This is a genomic window from Bacillus sp. FSL K6-2841, from assembly GCF_037976435.1.
In the GTDB taxonomy this organism is placed as follows: Bacteria; Bacillota; Bacilli; order Bacillales; family Bacillaceae; genus Bacillus; species Bacillus pumilus.
Map to the genome: position 1 here is coordinate 1,134,612 of NZ_CP150266.1, position 16,540 is coordinate 1,151,151.

The 16,540-nt window shown below is 41.8% G+C and carries 17 protein-coding genes; 13 read left to right on the forward strand and 4 right to left on the reverse strand.

What is annotated here, in order from left to right:
* Window positions 1-27 precede the first annotated feature (27 nt).
* A complete protein-coding gene (locus tag MHH68_RS05505; RefSeq protein ID WP_061407345.1) occupies window positions 28-885 on the reverse strand; it encodes a DegV family protein in 858 nt (285 codons plus the stop codon).
* A 140-nt stretch (window positions 886-1,025) separates the two neighbouring features.
* Between MHH68_RS05505 and MHH68_RS05510 the strand changes: the two genes are divergently transcribed.
* Both MHH68_RS05510 and MHH68_RS05515 read left to right on the forward strand, forming a co-directional pair.
* Complete coding sequence (locus MHH68_RS05510) at window positions 1,026-1,868, forward strand: YitT family protein (RefSeq protein ID WP_003211320.1); 843 nt, start codon at window positions 1,026-1,028, stop codon at window positions 1,866-1,868.
* A gap of 14 nt (window positions 1,869-1,882) precedes the next feature.
* On the forward strand, window positions 1,883-2,338 hold the full coding sequence (locus MHH68_RS05515) for a BsuPI-related putative proteinase inhibitor (RefSeq protein WP_144462354.1): 456 nt from the start codon (window positions 1,883-1,885) through the stop codon (window positions 2,336-2,338).
* A gap of 59 nt (window positions 2,339-2,397) precedes the next feature.
* Here MHH68_RS05515 and MHH68_RS05520 read toward each other — a convergent pair whose 3' ends face one another.
* The 3 genes from MHH68_RS05520 to MHH68_RS05530 all read right to left on the reverse strand — a co-directional run bounded on the left by MHH68_RS05520 (window position 2,398) and on the right by MHH68_RS05530 (window position 3,636).
* Complete coding sequence (locus MHH68_RS05520) at window positions 2,398-2,589, reverse strand: DUF3813 domain-containing protein (protein ID WP_024425070.1); 192 nt, start codon at window positions 2,587-2,589, stop codon at window positions 2,398-2,400.
* Window positions 2,586-2,735 carry a hypothetical protein gene (locus MHH68_RS05525; RefSeq protein WP_058014325.1) on the reverse strand — a complete coding sequence of 50 codons (150 nt, stop codon included), beginning with the start codon at window positions 2,733-2,735 and terminating at the stop codon, window positions 2,586-2,588. Before MHH68_RS05525 ends, MHH68_RS05520 begins: the two co-directional genes overlap by 4 nt.
* An 88-nt stretch (window positions 2,736-2,823) precedes the next feature.
* Window positions 2,824-3,636 carry a Cof-type HAD-IIB family hydrolase gene (locus MHH68_RS05530; RefSeq protein WP_117729925.1) on the reverse strand — a complete coding sequence of 271 codons (813 nt, stop codon included), beginning with the start codon at window positions 3,634-3,636 and terminating at the stop codon, window positions 2,824-2,826.
* Between the two features lie 136 nt (window positions 3,637-3,772).
* On the opposite strand from MHH68_RS05530, the gene MHH68_RS05535 reads away from it, so the two are divergent.
* The 11 genes from MHH68_RS05535 (at window position 3,773) to argF (ending at window position 16,531) form a co-directional block, all read left to right on the forward strand.
* Entirely contained in the window at window positions 3,773-4,558 is a 786-nt protein-coding gene (locus tag MHH68_RS05535; protein ID WP_058014323.1) for an alpha/beta fold hydrolase, read from the forward strand.
* Between the two features lie 45 nt (window positions 4,559-4,603).
* Complete coding sequence (locus tag MHH68_RS05540) at window positions 4,604-4,912, forward strand: metal-sulfur cluster assembly factor (protein ID WP_003211530.1); 309 nt, start codon at window positions 4,604-4,606, stop codon at window positions 4,910-4,912.
* Window positions 4,913-5,034: 122 nt separating this feature from the next.
* Window positions 5,035-6,480 carry an FAD-binding oxidoreductase gene (locus MHH68_RS05545; protein WP_339165479.1) on the forward strand — a complete coding sequence of 482 codons (1,446 nt, stop codon included), beginning with the start codon at window positions 5,035-5,037 and terminating at the stop codon, window positions 6,478-6,480.
* Window positions 6,477-7,025 (forward strand): MFS transporter, encoded by a 549-nt coding sequence (locus MHH68_RS05550; RefSeq protein WP_012009539.1) that lies wholly within the window; start codon window positions 6,477-6,479, stop codon window positions 7,023-7,025. Before MHH68_RS05545 ends, MHH68_RS05550 begins: the two co-directional genes overlap by 4 nt.
* A gap of 137 nt (window positions 7,026-7,162) precedes the next feature.
* Window positions 7,163-8,200 carry an N-acetyl-gamma-glutamyl-phosphate reductase gene (gene argC / locus MHH68_RS05555; RefSeq protein ID WP_058014496.1) on the forward strand — a complete coding sequence of 346 codons (1,038 nt, stop codon included), beginning with the start codon at window positions 7,163-7,165 and terminating at the stop codon, window positions 8,198-8,200.
* A gap of 20 nt (window positions 8,201-8,220) precedes the next feature.
* Window positions 8,221-9,441: a bifunctional ornithine acetyltransferase/N-acetylglutamate synthase gene (gene argJ / locus MHH68_RS05560; protein WP_339165482.1), complete on the forward strand. Its 1,221-nt coding sequence runs from the start codon at window positions 8,221-8,223 to the stop codon at window positions 9,439-9,441.
* Window positions 9,442-9,455: 14 nt separating this feature from the next.
* A complete protein-coding gene (gene argB / locus MHH68_RS05565; protein WP_058014320.1) occupies window positions 9,456-10,232 on the forward strand; it encodes an acetylglutamate kinase in 777 nt (258 codons plus the stop codon).
* A complete protein-coding gene (locus tag MHH68_RS05570; protein WP_058014319.1) occupies window positions 10,229-11,380 on the forward strand; it encodes an acetylornithine transaminase in 1,152 nt (383 codons plus the stop codon). Before argB ends, MHH68_RS05570 begins: the two co-directional genes overlap by 4 nt.
* Window positions 11,381-11,449: 69 nt before the next feature.
* Window positions 11,450-12,511 (forward strand): carbamoyl phosphate synthase small subunit, encoded by a 1,062-nt coding sequence (locus MHH68_RS05575; RefSeq protein WP_058014318.1) that lies wholly within the window; start codon window positions 11,450-11,452, stop codon window positions 12,509-12,511.
* Complete coding sequence (locus tag MHH68_RS05580) at window positions 12,504-15,584, forward strand: carbamoyl phosphate synthase large subunit (protein WP_339165484.1); 3,081 nt, start codon at window positions 12,504-12,506, stop codon at window positions 15,582-15,584. Before MHH68_RS05575 ends, MHH68_RS05580 begins: the two co-directional genes overlap by 8 nt.
* Entirely contained in the window at window positions 15,581-16,531 is a 951-nt protein-coding gene (gene argF, locus MHH68_RS05585) for an ornithine carbamoyltransferase (protein WP_144462346.1), read from the forward strand. The genes MHH68_RS05580 and argF overlap by 4 nt, the downstream gene beginning before the upstream one ends.
* The last annotated feature ends 9 nt before the right edge of the window (window positions 16,532-16,540 follow it).

Here is a 16,540-nt window from a genome sequence, read left to right on the forward strand (position 1 = left end):
CCGTGATGTGTCAGGGAAGGGTGCTTTTTATGATGGTTTGCCTGTAAAGAAGATGGCAAGCGTGCCTGGTCCTGAATGGGACCCAACAGCTGCGCCGACAATCTGAATATCAATTTCCTTTGGATGAAATTCGGCTTCAATCAATTCTCTCATGTCTTCTGCAAGTGCAGGATCATCACCATGACTAATGCCAACAGTTTGATTTGACCAATCCGTTCCACGTTCTTTCATCAGTTCAATAATGCGTTTCAACAGCTTTTTACGTCCGCGGATTTTCTCAAGGGGGATGAGCTTTCCGTCCTCGACGTGTAAAATGGGCTTAATACTCAATAAACCACCAACAAATGCGGACGCTTTACTGATTCTTCCGCCTCTTGCTAAATACGATAAATCGTCTACAGTAAAAATATGTTGTAAAGATTCGCAAAAATGCTTTACAGACGTTTCAATTTCTTGTATTGTATTTCCGTCAATAGCAAGTGATTGAGCGTGTTTGACAGCAAGCCCATAGCCGAGTGAAGCACATTTAGAATCAATGATTCGTAAATCAAAATCAGGGTATTCTTCCTTCACTTCGTTTGCCATCATCACAGCCGTTTGGTATGTACCGGAAAGCTCTGATGAAAAGGCAACATAGATTGCAGATGTATGGTTTTGTGCGAGAGAAACAAAGGCTTCTTTGATTCGGTTTGGTGAAGCTTGTGACGTTTTTGGGCTGGCGCCTTGTCTCATCGCATCAAATACTTGTTTTGGTTCAATGGTGATCAAATCTTCAAATTCCTCTTCGCCAAGCAATACACGGAGCGGAATAAGCGTCATGTTATGTTCATCATAATAAGAAAGAGGCAGATCAGCAGCACTGTCTGCTATGATATGAACAGTCATCAAAATCCCTTCTTTCTAAAAAAATCAGCCATATTTTGCAACTTTTTAGCCTAACTATATCACAGAAATCACTTTTTCGTGTTCAAATTCTAAATTTTAGGGAAAACCATAGAGAGAATGGTAAGTGGAGGAATGACAATATGTTCATCGGAGAAGCAAAAAAACTCATTGTCGTCGTCATTGGTGCACTGCTCAATGCGATTGGACTGAATTTATTCTTAATCCCAGCTGATGTATACGCGAGCGGGTTTACAGGGGTAGCCCAGCTGTTATCCAGCTTAATGGATCAATATGCCCCATTTTATGTATCCACAGGAATTCTATTATTTATTTTAAATATTCCAGTCGGCATTTTAGGCTGGATGAAAGTGGGCCGTTCCTTTACGTTTTACAGCATCATCAGTGTTGCCCTGACGACCATTTTCCTCGGCATCTTACCAGAAACGAGTGTTTCACATGATATTTTACTAAATGCTGTGTTTGGCGGCGTGATATCCGCAGTAGGGATTGGGATCACGCTCAAATTTGGGGCATCGACAGGCGGACTCGACATCATAGCCATGATCTTGGCGAAGTGGAAGGATAAACCAGTCGGTACGTATTTCTTCATTTTAAATGGTATCATCATTTTTACAGCAGGATTATTACAAGGTTGGGAGAAAGCATTATATACCCTTGTCACATTATATGTGACCACAAGGGTCATTGATGCCATCCATACAAGACATGAGAAGCTGACCGCGATGATTGTGACAAAGAAGGCTGATGAAATCAAGGAAGCCATTTATGGAAAAATGGTCAGAGGCATTACGACGGTACCTGCAAAGGGGGCTTTTACCAACGAGCCAAAAGAAATGATGGTGATCGTCATTACAAGGTATGAGCTGTATGAACTTGAACAAATTATTAAAGAAGTCGATCCAAAAGCTTTTACAAATATTGTGCAAACAACTAATATTCTTGGATTTTTCAGACGAGATTAAAAGGTGGGTAGCGTATGAAAAAAGGGTTGGTGCTTCTTCTCGTTGTATTGATTTTAACCGCTTGTGGACAACAAAAAAAGGATGAACCAGACAAGGAGGTATCCGGTCAAATGGGAGAAAAAACGGTTGTACTCACAGTAGACCCCGTCCAGAAAGGTTCTTCGGTTCAATTTAACATGTCACTGAAAAATGAATCAGATCGAGATATTGAATTTACCTTTAACACAAGCCAAAAATTCGAGCTCAGTGTGTATGACGAAAGCGGAAATGAACAATACCGCTATTCAAAAGACCGTATGTTCACTCAGGCCATCCAATCGTTTGTGCTAAAGAAAGGCGAAGCCTATGATTTTCAAGATACGTGGTCAAATGGTGTCAAGCCGGGAACGTATGAAGCGGTCGTCACATTTAAAGGAAAAGCAGAAGGGCTGAAGCAAATCACGGAAAAGAAAACATTCCAAGTGAAATAAGTGCTTTCAGCTTCATGAGAATCAGAAAAAGCTGTCCTTAATGGACAGCTTCTTTTATGTTAGAGATCATCGAGCAAGTCTTGGAAGGTGTGTAGCTGGTTTCTTTCTGCATCTGTCGAATTGGCAAATGCAGAAGATACGGCATTTTTGGCTCGTTTGACCGCCTGTTGACGCTCTAACCCAGATGAAAATGAAGAAGTAAGGGCTTCTTCAGTAAATGATTTGGCTTGATCAAAAAGTTCGTTTCTCACAATGAACCTCCAGAAGCATCAGTCTTCATATTTTCTTTGTCTGACACTTCTTCAAGTGTAGAACGATAAGGAAAACGTGCATCATGCAGACTGACTGAATCTTTACCTTGTTGTATAAAGCGTTTCGATTTGCTTCTTTTACCCATTCGGAATCCGCCCCTTTACACAAGCTGACAGGACAACCTGTCTAACGGTAGTATGCCCGCTTCCATCTGCTATGTATGAATGGAAAAATTAAAGCGAGAAGTAATTCGTTAGAAACTTTGCAATCCCATCTTGTTCATTCGTATCAGTGACTTCATTTGAGACACGTTTCACGGCATCAATTCCGTTGCCCATTGCCACACCGCATCCGGCAAATTCAAGCATTTCTAAATCATTGTCTTCATCTCCGAATGCCACAATCCGCTCCTGTGGAACGCCGTAATAATCACTGATCTTTTGCAGTCCAACGGCCTTGTTCATGCCTGTTTTAATGATCTCAATCACGTGCCACGGGGCAGCCCATCGCCTATGATCAATCACTTCTGCATGAACATCTGATAAATAGCTTCGAATAGCTCCAACGTCCTCTTCTTTTGCGTGAATTAACACGCTCGTCACATTCTCTCCAAGGTTGTCCCGAAGGTCTCCAACAGTCACTTTATTTGCATTCATATTAAATATATCAATGAGTTTCTCATCATGATAATGGAAATACAAATCGTCTAACACTTCAGCTAGCACATTGTGTACTTTATACTCCTCACTAATGTCTACAAGCTGTTTAACGACTTGAAGATCAAGTGACGTATGAAATCTGCCCCATTTTTCATCAAGAGGATGATGGACAAACGCTCCATTAAAATTCACAATGGGTGAATCAAGCTGTAATTGCTGATAATAAGGAGAGCTGGAACGAAATGGCCGGCCGGTTGAAATACAGACATGATGCCCGCTGTCTTTCACTTTTTGAATGACGTCAAGTGTATGCGCAGAGATGGTTTTATCATCTTTTAATAACGTGCCATCCAGGTCAAGTGCGATTAGATAAGGTTTAGTCTCCATAAAATCTCCTTTGATCTGTAAGTGATAGGAGGCAGTTCGTGCGGCGCCTCTACCTATAGTGTATCTTTATCACATCTTTGTTGTCTACATGTTAAAATAAACAAAGACGGGAATGATAAAGGAGGATTCATAGGCTGTGATCACCATTGATGAGCAAATTACGCGCGATATTCCATTTTTACATATCGTAAAAGCTGAAAATAAAGACAAACCGCTGCCGCTTGTATTTTTTATACACGGATTTACAAGTGCACGCGAGCACAATTTACACTTCGCCTTTCATTTGGCGGAAAAAGGCATGAGAGTCATTTTGCCTGACTGTGCTTATCATGGTGTAAGATCAGAAAACCTCAGCTTAGAGGAACTGGCGTCAAGGTTCTGGGAAATTGTCCTGAACGAAATACGTGAAATCGATATACTCAAAACATACTTTCAAGAAAAACATTTGATTGAAGCCGATCTGATCGGTGTTGCAGGTACTTCCATGGGCGGCATCACGACCTTTGGTGCACTCGCAAAACATGATTGGATTAAAGCGGCAGTCAGCTTGATGGGCAGTCCGAAATATACGACATTCCTACAAGCACAAATTATGGACATGCGGCACAAAGGGTTGATGAAAGAGATTACAGACGAAGAGGTTCATCAGCAATTAGACGCGCTGCGTCCTTATGATTTAACGCTGCAAACAGATCGATTAAACAAAAGACCGCTGTTATTCTGGCATGCAGAAAACGATCCAGTTGTCCCTTACAGACATGCAAAAGCTCTTTATGACGAGTTGGCAGCAACCCAATATAAAGAAGATCCGCACCTGATTCGTTTTATCACAGATGGACAGGCTGGCCATAAGGTCTCAAGACAAGCAATGTTTGAAACGATTGAGTGGTTTGTGACACATCTGAAAAGCACAAACGTTTAGTCAAAAGAAAAAGTACGTTATACTAATGGAAAAGGAGTGGATATCATGGATGAAGCATTGAAAGAAAATATTTTAGGCGCCCTAGAACAGGTGATTGACCCTGAACTGAATGTCGACATCGTCAACCTTGGACTTGTCTATGATGTCGATCTTGATGAGAATGGAAAAGCGGATATCACGATGACCTTAACATCAATGGGGTGTCCCCTTGCACCAGTTATCGTGGATGAAGTGAAAAAAGCATTAAGTGATCTTCCAGAAGTGAAAGAAACAGAAGTTCACATCGTATGGAATCCGCCTTGGACACGAGACAAAATGTCAAGATACGCAAAAATTGCGCTCGGTATTCAATAAGCACAAATAAAAATGCCTGGTATGAGTTGAACTCATGCCAGGCATTTTTTATGAAAAAATAAGGTGGAGGAAGAGAATAGTACGATATAATGGGTGTAATTTCATAGAACGGAGTACCTATAATGAAACGAAAATGGTTATGGATTGTTCTTTTCATGGGATACGCAGCTGCATTTTTTGCGTCAATCACCATTCGTGAGGAGCAAGCACACAAAAGCCAAGATCTAGAAGCTTTTACAGATGTCAGTCATCTCATGCCTGTCAAAATAAAAAAAATCGTTCAAGGAAAAGAAATAGATACTTTAAAAGAAGTATTAAAAGAAGCGAAAGCAAAAAGCCTGCCGATATCAATTGCAGGGAAACAGCATAGCATGGGTGGCCACACGTATTATGAAAATGGCATCGTGCTCGATATGACCAAATTCCGTCAGATTTTAGCATTTGATGAAAAAAAGAAAACGATTAGGGTCCAAAGCGGCGTTACATGGGATGATATACAAACATATGTGAACCCATATGGCCTTGCCGTGAAGGTCATGCAATCACAGAATATCTTCACGATTGGCGGTTCTCTCAGTGCAAACGCACATGGACGTGACATTCGCTACGGCTCACTCATAGACACAGTTCGTTCCTTCAGGCTGCTTCAGGCAGATGGGGACATCGTTACAGTGAAGCCGGGCGATGATTTGTTTACTGCCGTGATTGGCGGATATGGTTTGTTCGGCGTCATTTTAGATGTTGAGCTTTCGTTAACGAAAGATGAGTTATACAAAATGGAGACAACCTCTCTTGATTATCGCGAATACAGCAATTATTTTCAAAAACATGTCAAACAAAATAAAGAAGTACGCATGCATCTTGCCAGAATCTCAACAGCGAAAACAAACTTTTTGAAAGAGATGTATGTAACGAATTATTCCCTCACTTCACAACAAGAGATCGAATCATATCAAGAGCTGAAAGAGGATCAACTCGTCATGCCACTCAAATTTATGCTCGGCCTTTCAAGAAGATTTGATATGGGGAAAGATCTGCTCTGGCATTTACAAAAGAAGTATTTCCAAAGTCAAAATGATCAGTTGATCACAAGAAACAATGTGATGCGCTCAGATTCTGCTTTTTTAGAATATGAAAATGAGTCAGATACAGATGTGCTTCAGGAATATTTCGTCCCAGTGGACCGCTTTCGTGCGTACATTGATGACATGAGAAGCTATTTACAACAGGAAGAATTGAATTTAATGAACATTACGATACGATACGTACAAAAAAATGAAAAAGCGGATCTCTCATATGCGAAAGAAGATATGTTTGCCCTTGTTCTTTTAGTGAATTATGGTTTTGAGAAAGAAAAGAAGGCAGAAGCAGAGCGGATCATCCGGCAAATGACAGATATCACGCTTCGGCACCATGGAAGCTATTACTTACCGTACATGCCTTATCAAACGAAAGCGCAAATGAAGCGGGCCTATCCTAAAACCGATGTATTCTTCCAAAAGAAACAGCAAGCAGATCCAGATGGCAGATTTATCAATTACTTTTATGAAAGGTACAATACACAATGAATGCAAAAGCAATGAAATGGTTCGTCTACTCACAAAGCCTGCTGTTTTTCGCCAGCAGTTTGATTTTCCCTTTTTACATTCTTTTTATTAAAAATGTTGGTTCAAGCTATTCACAGTTTGGTCTTGCCTATGGCTTGTTTGGTTTAAGTGGAGCGTTTATTCATTTACTCTTAGGAAAACTGCCCGAAACTACTGACAGGCGGCTCTTTTTAATTATTCATTCGTTCGGTATGGCATTTCTTTTACTGCTATTTCCGCATATAACAGAAGTGGAGCAGGTGTATATGATTCAGCTTGCACTTGGTGCGCTTGGCGGCTTTCAAAAGCACGGGGAAAAACTGCTTGTCACGGAACTGACAACAGAGAACAAAAGAATGAAAGAGGTCGGCCGCTATCATTTTTGGACAGCTCTTTTTTCATCGATAGCCATTATGCTTGGGGGCCTGTTTGCAGATTTCTTCACCGTTTATTTCATTTTTTATGCAAGCTCCATATTATATTTATGCAGTGCTCTCATAGTCATCATGATGAAATATGAAAGATAAATCCGCATGTCTTATGAAGATATGTGGATTTTTTTATGAAAAAAAATGAAAAGAAATATTAAATATACAATTGAATTAATTTTTATACATGTTATAATGTTAAATAATTTCACAAAGATCAAGAGGGTGTATTGACGTTGAAAATAGGTATTATAGGTGCTACGGGATACGGTGGTGCGGAATTAGTTCGTATCTTCAAGCAGCATCCACATGTCGATGAATGTATATTGTATTCATCGAGTGGTGATGGACAATTATACAGTCAATCTTATCCGCATCTAACAACGATTACTGATCAAACATTAAAAGCCATTGATCCTGCTGCCATTGTGCGAGAAACAGATGCTGTGTTTTTAGCGACACCAGCAGGCGTATCAAGTGAACTCACACCGAAGCTCATGAACCAAGGAGTGCCTATCATTGATTTATCAGGTGATTTGCGTATTCAAGACGGTGCAACCTATGAAGCTTGGTATAAACGAAGGGCAGCTGATCAAGCATCTGTTCAACAAGCTGTGTATGGGTTATCGGAATTGAATCGTGAAACGATTGAGCAGGCTGAAGTCATTGCAAACCCAGGGTGCTTCCCTACCGCAGTTCTTCTCGGTTTAGCACCGCTGATGAAACAGAATCTAATCGATGAATCTATGATCATCATAGATGCAAAAACAGGAGTGTCCGGTGCAGGACGATCTGCCTCACTTGGAACGCATTTTTCAGAGCTAAACGACAACTTCAAAATTTATAAGGTAAATGAACATCAACATACACCTGAAATAGAGCAAATATTAAGAGAATGGAATCCGCAAACGGCGAACATTACATTTTCAACGCACCTTGTTCCGATGACAAGGGGGATTATGGCGACGATGTATACTCAGCTGAAATCAGATATCACAAAAGAGGAATTGATGAAGCATATGAAAGGCTTTTATGAAGATTCCTATTTTGTCAGAGTGAGAGATCACGAAGTATATCCGCAAACAAGGGAAGTATACGGCAGTAATTTCTGTGACATTGGCTTTCATTTAGATGAACGTACAGGCAGACTCACAATTGTGTCTGTGATCGACAATCTCATGAAGGGCGCAGCCGGTCAAGCGGTTCAAAACTTCAACATCATCAAAGGCTTAGATGAAGAGGCGGGCCTCACAATGACACCTCTCTATCCATAAGAACAAGGGAGACAACAAACATGATCGAATTGAATGAAAAAAGCATTGTTAAAATAGACGGTGACGTATCATCACCAAAAGGCTTTGAAGCAAAGGGGATTCATATTGGATTACGTTATTCAAAAAAAGACCTTGGACTGATCGTCAGTGAAGTGCCAGCAGCGAGTGCAGCGGTATACACACAAAGTCACTTTCAAGCTGCGCCTCTACAAGTCACTCAGAAAAGCTTAAAAAAGACAGGGCAATTAAAAGGTGTCATTGTCAATAGTGCCATCGCCAATGCATGTACCGGTGAGCAAGGTTTGAAAGACGCATACGAAATGCAGGCAGCCTGCGCAGATATGTTAGGGGTAGAACCTGATTACATTGCTGTTTCTTCTACTGGTGTCATTGGAGAGTGTCTGGATATGGATAAAATCAAAAAAGGCATCACTCAGCTGAAAGAAGCAAAAGCAGGAAATGGTCATTTTGAAGAGGCCATCTTAACAACAGATACAGTCATTAAAAACACAACATACACCCTGACGATAAACGGCAAAGAGATTCTCATTTCAGGTGCAGCGAAAGGCTCTGGTATGATTCATCCGAACATGGCAACAATGCTTGGCTTCGTGACAACAGATGCAAATGTCGAACAAGAAGCTCTGCAAAACGCACTTCGTGATATTACAGATGTAACCTTTAATCAAATTACCGTCGACGGAGAAACATCGACAAACGATATGGTACTCGTAATGGCAAATGGCATGGCAGAAAATGAAATTCTAAATGAAGAGCATCCAGAATGGCCATTGTTCAAGGAAGGATTAAAGCTAGCTTGTGAGGATCTTGCCAAAGATATTGCTAGAGACGGAGAAGGTGCAACGAAATTAATTGAAGCGCAAGTCACTGGTGCTAAAAATCATTTAGAAGCCGGCATCATAGCGAAGAAAATCGTCGGTTCAAGTCTAGTGAAAACAGCCGTATATGGCACCGACGCCAACTGGGGGCGTATCATCGGAGCGATTGGCCATAGCGCAGCGTCAGTCACACCACAAGAGGTAGAAGTGTATTTAGGCGGGCAATGTCTGTTTAAACATAATGAACCGCAGCCATTCTCTGAAGAGGAAGCAAAAGCGTATCTAGAGCAGGATGAGATCACGATTTTAATTCAAATGAATGAGGGAAATGGTGAAGCAGCGGCATGGGGCTGTGACCTTACTTATGATTATGTGAAAATTAACGCGAGCTATCGCACATAATGAAGGAGATAGACATGGATAAAACGATCGTATTCAAGTGTGGCGGCAGTGTCATTCGAGAACTTTCAGATACCTTTTACGAAAATGTCCGCTCACTTCAAGCTGCTGGGTTTAAGCTGGCTATCGTCCATGGCGGAGGCCCTGAAATCACGAACATGCTTCAAAAATTAGAAGTGAAAACAGAATTTGTTGACGGGCAGCGCAAAACAACGAAGCCAGTATTAGAGGTAGCCGAAATGGTCCTTTCAGGAACGGTCAATAAATACTTTGTATCAGAGCTCGCAAAGCATGATATCTCATCTGTTGGCGTGTCTGGCAAAGATGGACGGATGCTTGTCGCTGATTTTCTTGATCAAGACGTGTACGGGTACGTTGGTGAAATCAAAGAAGTGCATCCAGAAATGGCAGAAGCATTAATGGAGAAACAATTTATTCCTGTGATTGCACCACTGTCTATGACAGAAGAATGCCAAACGTTAAACGTAAACGCTGATTTAGCAGCATCCGCTGTCGCAGGAGCGATGAAAGCTGATAAGCTCATGTTTGTGACAGATGTCGAAGGCATTTTAAAAAATGGTGAATTATTAGATGTTGTCACCGAACAAGAAGCTCTCACGCTCATTGATGAAGGCATTATTTCCGGGGGAATGATTCCAAAAGTACAATCCGCTTTGAATGCTCTATCAGGAGATGTGGATGAAGTCATGATCGTCAATGGCAAAGGCAGTATCTTTACAGGGGAAACCTTTAAAGGAACAAGAATTGTGAAGGAAAAGGAGGCGGTCCTGTGAGTCATCTCTTTCAAACATATGGACGGTGGAATATTGAAATTAAAGAGGCAGCAGGTTCTTGGGCAGTCGATACAAATGGGAAAAAATATTTAGACTTTATACAAGGCATAGCAGTCACAAATCTCGGTCACAATCACCCAAAGGTCAATCAAGCCATCAAGAAACAGCTTGATCACGTCTGGCATGTATCGAATCTATTTGAAAATGGACTGCAAGAAAAAGCAGCAGAAAAACTGGCTGCAAACAGTTCAGGGGATCTCGTGTTTTTCTGTAATAGCGGAGCTGAGGCAAATGAAGGTGCGATCAAATTAGCGCGTAAAGCAACAGGGAAAACAAACATCGTGACATTTTTGCACTCTTTTCATGGGCGTACGTATGCTGGTATGGCTGCTACAGGTCAAGATAAAATCAAAACGGGTTTTGGCCCCATGCTGGAAGGCTTTCATTATGTACCGTTTAATGATCCAGAAGCGATTGCCGCATGTGAAGTCGATAATGTGGCAGCGGTGATGCTCGAGGTTGTGCAAGGAGAAGGTGGCGTAAATCCAGCGACAACAGAATTTCTAGAAGCTGTTCAAGCGTTTTGCCAAAAGCATGAAGCACTTCTGATCGTAGATGAGATTCAAACGGGTATAGGACGTACAGGAACAGCATTTGCATACGAACAAACGGGACTTGATCCTGATATTATCTCTTCTGCAAAAGGATTAGGGAATGGCTTCCCAGTCGGTGCAATCATCGGGAAAAAGGCTTTAGGAGACGCATTCTCACCAGGTTCACACGGAACAACCTTCGGTGGCAACATGCTTGCCATGGCAGCAGTGAATGCAACACTCGATGTCATTTTCAAAGATGAGTTTCTGACAGAAGTGAAAGAAAAAGGCGCTTATCTGTTAGAAAAGCTGCAAGATCTGAAACAACTGAATATCGTAAAAGAAGTACGCGGAAAAGGATTGATGACAGGGATTGAATGTCATCAGCCAGTGGGGGATTATATCACAGCTTTGAGAGAACAAGGATTGCTAGTACTTCCAGCTGGTCCGAATGTGATTCGGTTATTGCCTCCGCTGAATGTAGAAACAGCAGAAATAGATCAAGCAATAAAAGCGATTACTCATGTTTTAGCAAATGAAACAGTGACGGTATAAATTTTTTTACACCAAAACGCATAAAAATGCATTTATATTACTAATTATTCAATTTGGGGTGACACAAGCATGAAAGGTTATTTAAATTTAGAAGATGGAGCCTCTTTTGAAGGAGATCTGACAGGAGAAGCTGGCAAGACAGGTGAAGTGGTTTTCTTTACAGGGATGACAGGTTACCAAGAGGTACTCACAGATCCTTCCTATAAGGGACAAATCATTGTTTTCACATATCCACTCATCGGAAATTACGGCATTAATCATGAAGACTTTGAGAGCAAAAAACCACAAGTGAAAGCGGTCGTTGTGTATGAAGCAGCCGATCATTTCTCTCACCATCTTGCTGCGGTTAGCTTAAAAGATTATTTACAGAAGTGGAACATCCCGCTTCTGACACATACAGATACACGTGCAGTCGTGCAAAACATTCGGGCAAATGGGACGATGAACGCTGTGATCAGTGTAGACGAAAATGAAACACCGCCGGCCATGAAACAAGACAATGTGGTTGCACAGGTGACAGACGATGATATCTACACTCAAGGCAGCGGCGAGGAACATGTAGCGCTTATTGATTTTGGCTTTAAAAAATCAATAGCAGATTCGCTTGAAGCGCGCGGCTGTAAAGTAACCGTCATTCCGTACAAACAGCTGGAAAAGGTGTTTGAAATGAAGCCAGATGCGGTCCTGCTATCAAATGGACCTGGAGATCCCAAAACATTGAAGCCATATTTAAAAACCATTCATGAGATCATGATGACCTTCCCGACACTTGGGATCTGCTTAGGTCATCAATTAATCGCTCTTGCACTTGGCGGGGATACGTATAAACTTCCATTTGGCCACCGCGGGGCGAATCATCCTGTACAAGATACAGAATCCAAACGTGTGTTCATGACAAGTCAGAATCACAGCTATGTGGTGAATGAAAAAAGCATGAATGACAAAGAAGTGGACGTGAAATTCCTTCATGTTAATGATGGATCTGTTGAAGGATTCATTCATAAAGAGAAGCTCATTATGTCAGTTCAATTTCATCCAGAAGCACACCCAGGGCCTGCTGAAAGTGAATGGGTATTCGATGATTTTATTGAGAAAGTGAAACAAGCAAGGAGAGAAGTCGCACATGCCTAAAGATCAAAGCATACAAACCATTCTAGTCATCGGGTCTGGTCCAATCATCATTGGTCAGGCAGCAGAATTTGATTACTCAGGAACACAAGGATGTATGGCCCTAAAAGAAGAGGGCTACAAAGTGATTTTAGTGAATAACAACCCAGCAACCATTATGACAGACGAATCATTTGCTGATGAAATCTATTTTGAACCGCTTTCAGTTGATTCAGTGACAAGAATCATCGAAAAGGAAAAACCAGATGGTCTTTTAGCCAACCTTGGCGGACAGACCGCTTTAAACCTTGCTGTCGAGCTAGAAAAAGCCGGTGTGCTGAAAAAGCACGGAGTAACCCTGCTCGGAACGTCAGTTGAAACAATTGAAAACGGTGAAGATCGAGAGAAATTCCGTGCTCTCATGAAGCAGTTGAACGAACCTGTACCAGATAGTGAAATTGTGGATAATGCAAAGGATGCCCTTCAATTTGCAAAAGAAGTAGGCTTCCCAGTCATTCTAAGACCAGCATACACACTTGGCGGTAAGGGCGGCGGAATCGCTTTAACAGAAGAAGCGTTTAAACCACTTATTGAAGGAGCCCTTTTAGCGAGCCCGATTCATCAGTGTTTAGTTGAAAAAAGCATCGCGGGCTTTAAAGAAGTGGAATATGAGGTCATGAGAGACCGTCAAAATACGTGTATCACGGTTTGTAATATGGAAAATATCGATCCAGTTGGTGTGCATACAGGAGACTCAATTGTCGTTGCACCTTCGCAAACATTAACGGATCAGGATTATCAAATGCTTCGTTCAGCGAGCCTGAAAATCATTTCAGCACTCGATGTAGTCGGTGGATGTAATATTCAATTCGCCCTTGATCCGCTTAGTAAAGAATACTTTGTCATAGAGGTGAATCCGCGGGTTAGCCGTTCATCCGCTCTTGCCTCAAAAGCAACGGGCTATCCGATTGCTAAAATGGCAGCAAAGCTTGCGGTAGGCTATACACTAGACGAACTCAAAAACCCGCTCACAGGCACAACTTATGCTAGTTTTGAGCCGGCACTCGATTATGTCGTCGTGAAATTCCCGCGCTGGCCGTTTGATAAATTTAAACAGGCAGATCGTCAATTAGGTACAAAAATGAAAGCGACGGGCGAAGTCATGGCGATTGACCGTAATTTAGAGTCAGCCATCCAGAAAGCCGTTGCCTCCCTTGAAATTAAAACAAAGGGCTTCCACCTGCCAGAATTGAAAGGTCAATCGACTGAACAACTATTTGAGCTTGTCAAAACACCAGACGATCGACGTTTCTTCGCTGTTATGGAGCTTCTTTCAAGAAAGGAAACGGTTGAAGCGATCCATCAAGCGACGAAAATCGATCTATTCTTCTTACATGTGTTCAACAATATGATCACGCTCGAACAGGAATTGAAGAACCATGATGGAACGCTCTCTAAAGACACCTTGAAAAAGGTAAAGGAAAAGGGGTTCCTTGATGAAACGATTGCTCTTCTAACAGGCAATAGTGAAGAAGCTATTAGACAGCTTCGTCAAGAATATGGCATTACGGCTTCATTTAAAATTGTCGACACATGTGCAGCGGAATTTGATGCAAAAACGAACTATTTCTATTCCACATACTTTGGTAAAAGTGATGGAGAGCATCAAGAGAAAACAAAACAGCGTGCACTCATCATTGGCTCTGGTCCAATTCGAATTGGGCAAGGAGTCGAGTTTGATTATAGTGCGGTGCATGGCGTTCTTACCCTGCAAAAGCTTGGCTTTGAAACCATCATGATGAACAACAATCCCGAGACGGTCAGTACGGATTATGAAATTGCAGATCGTTTATATTTTGAGCCCATTACATTAGAGCACATCTTAAACGTTGTGGAAGCAGAGCAAATTGATTTTGTGATCGTTCAATTTGGCGGACAGACTGCCATCAATGTAGCAGAAGGCTTAGAAAAAGCGGGCATTACGTTGTTAGGTACATCTTTTGACACGCTAGATGCGCTGGAAGATCGTGATCTGTTCTATCAGCTTCTTGATGAACTGAACCTTCCTCATGCAAAAGGAGATACAGCTCATTCTAAAGAAGAAGCACTCACGCATGCTAAAAGCATCGGTTACCCTGTGTTAATTCGCCCATCGTATGTCATTGGCGGAATGGGAATGATGGTTGTCCAGTCAGAAGCGCATTTGACATCACTACTTGATCAGCCAGATCATTTGCCATACCCAATTTTAATTGATGAGTATGTCACTGGAAAAGAAGTTGAAGTGGATCTGATTTCTGACGGAAAAACGACCTTCATCCCAACGATCGTCGAGCATATTGAGAAAGCGGGCGTCCATTCAGGTGACAGCTTTGCCATCCTACCAAGTGTCTCCATCAGTGAAGACATCAAACAGCAGGTGCATACTGCGTCCGAACAAATAGCGAATAAATTAGCGTTTAAGGGCATTATGAATATCCAATTTGTGATCAAAGGGGATCAGGCGCTTGTACTAGAAGTGAACCCGAGGGCAAGCCGGACCGTTCCAGTTGTCAGCAAGGTAATGGGCATTGACATGATTCCGCTTGCGACTCAATTATTAGCGGGTGCAACGCTTCAAGAACTGAACCCAGTAACGAAAAACAAAGGGGGCACAGCGGTCAAATTCCCAGTTTTCTCATCACATGCCATTCAAGATATTGACTTAAAGCTAACACCTGAAATGAAAGCGACAGGAGAAGGAATGTGTGTAGGTAAGAACGCCGAAAGCGCCTTGAAAAAAGTGTTTGCGTCAATCTGGCATCAGAAAGGCAGCTTATTTATAAAAGGCAGTGAACAATTGGTAGATGAAGCAAAACATGCAGGTTTTGATGTCTGGACGGACAGCTTTGACACTTGGCTGCAAAACGAAGATAAATCCCTTCATATCCATTTAGGCGAAGATGAAGAGGCAAAAGAGCAACGCGTAAAAGCACTCACACATGGCGTCCAAGTTCTAACCGAATATGAAACCGTTCAAGCATTCCTGCAAGGGAAAAATGGAGATGTATCACCAGTATCGCTCCAAGAATTATACAAAAAGGAAGTGACGGCATGAGTCAAGTTGACCTGCAACCGACATTATACGGAAAAGACTTTTTATCATTAAAAGATTTCTCAATCAATGACATTGCTTATTTAATTGAAAAAGCGGAAGAAATGAAACAAAACCCATACCAAGATTTATTTAAAGGGAAAACATTAGCGATGATTTTTGAAAAATCGTCAACTAGAACCCGTGTATCATTTGAAGCGGGAATGACGCAGCTTGGGGGACATGCGCTCTTCCTCAGCTCAAATGATTTGCAAATCGGCAGAGGAGAAACGATCAGTGATACAGCGCAGGTGCTGTCTGGCTATGTAGACGGCATTATGATTCGAACCTTTGAACATGAGAAGGTCGAGGAGCTGGCACAATATGCGTCCATTCCTGTCATCAATGGACTGACTGACTACTCCCATCCATGTCAGGCACTTGCTGATTTATTGACAATAAAAGAAGCAAAAGGAACATTAAAAGGAATCAAAGTCGCCTACATCGGTGACGGAAATAATGTGGCGCACTCCTTGATGGTTGGCTGTGCGCAGCTAGGCTGTGATATTGCAGTTGCATCTCCGAAAGGCTATGAACCACTTCAAGAAGTAACAGACACAGCACGTGAGTTTGCAAAACAATCAGGCGCAGAAGTCATCGTTACGACAGATCCTGTCGCTGCTGTCCAAAATGCAGATGTCATTTATTCTGATGTGTTTACAAGCATGGGGCAGGAAGCAGAAACAGAGAAACGCCTTGCTGAATTTAAAGAATATCAAGTCAATGATGAACTAATGCGTCATGCAGCAAAAGATTATATTTTCCTTCATTGTCTCCCAGCACACCGCGGAGAAGAAGTGACAGCAGACATTATTGACGGACCGCACTCAAAAGTATTTCAGCAGGCAGAAAACCGCCTGCATGTACAAAAAGCATTAATCAAAGAGCTCATGTATCAACAAACCAAATAAATGAAAAGC

Excerpts from the sequence above, each read along its gene's own strand:
- MHH68_RS05505 (WP_061407345.1), bottom strand. The coding sequence starts at position 885 with ATGACTGTTCATATCATAGCAGACAGTGCTGCTGATCTGCCTCTTTCT.
- MHH68_RS05550 (WP_012009539.1), top strand. The coding sequence starts at position 6,477 with ATGAATGCAAAAGCAATGAAATGGTTCGTCTACTCACAAAGCCTGCTG.
- MHH68_RS05580 (WP_339165484.1), top strand. The coding sequence starts at position 12,504 with ATGCCTAAAGATCAAAGCATACAAACCATTCTAGTCATCGGGTCTGGT.
- MHH68_RS05545 (WP_339165479.1), top strand. The coding sequence starts at position 5,035 with ATGAAACGAAAATGGTTATGGATTGTTCTTTTCATGGGATACGCAGCT.
- argB (WP_058014320.1), top strand. The coding sequence starts at position 9,456 with ATGGATAAAACGATCGTATTCAAGTGTGGCGGCAGTGTCATTCGAGAA.
- MHH68_RS05575 (WP_058014318.1), top strand. The coding sequence starts at position 11,450 with ATGAAAGGTTATTTAAATTTAGAAGATGGAGCCTCTTTTGAAGGAGAT.
- argF (WP_144462346.1), top strand. The coding sequence starts at position 15,581 with ATGAGTCAAGTTGACCTGCAACCGACATTATACGGAAAAGACTTTTTA.
- MHH68_RS05515 (WP_144462354.1), top strand. The coding sequence starts at position 1,883 with ATGAAAAAAGGGTTGGTGCTTCTTCTCGTTGTATTGATTTTAACCGCT.
- argJ (WP_339165482.1), top strand. The coding sequence starts at position 8,221 with ATGATCGAATTGAATGAAAAAAGCATTGTTAAAATAGACGGTGACGTA.
- MHH68_RS05525 (WP_058014325.1), bottom strand. The coding sequence starts at position 2,735 with ATGGGTAAAAGAAGCAAATCGAAACGCTTTATACAACAAGGTAAAGAT.
- MHH68_RS05530 (WP_117729925.1), bottom strand. The coding sequence starts at position 3,636 with ATGGAGACTAAACCTTATCTAATCGCACTTGACCTGGATGGCACGTTA.
- MHH68_RS05540 (WP_003211530.1), top strand. The coding sequence starts at position 4,604 with ATGGATGAAGCATTGAAAGAAAATATTTTAGGCGCCCTAGAACAGGTG.
- MHH68_RS05510 (WP_003211320.1), top strand. The coding sequence starts at position 1,026 with ATGTTCATCGGAGAAGCAAAAAAACTCATTGTCGTCGTCATTGGTGCA.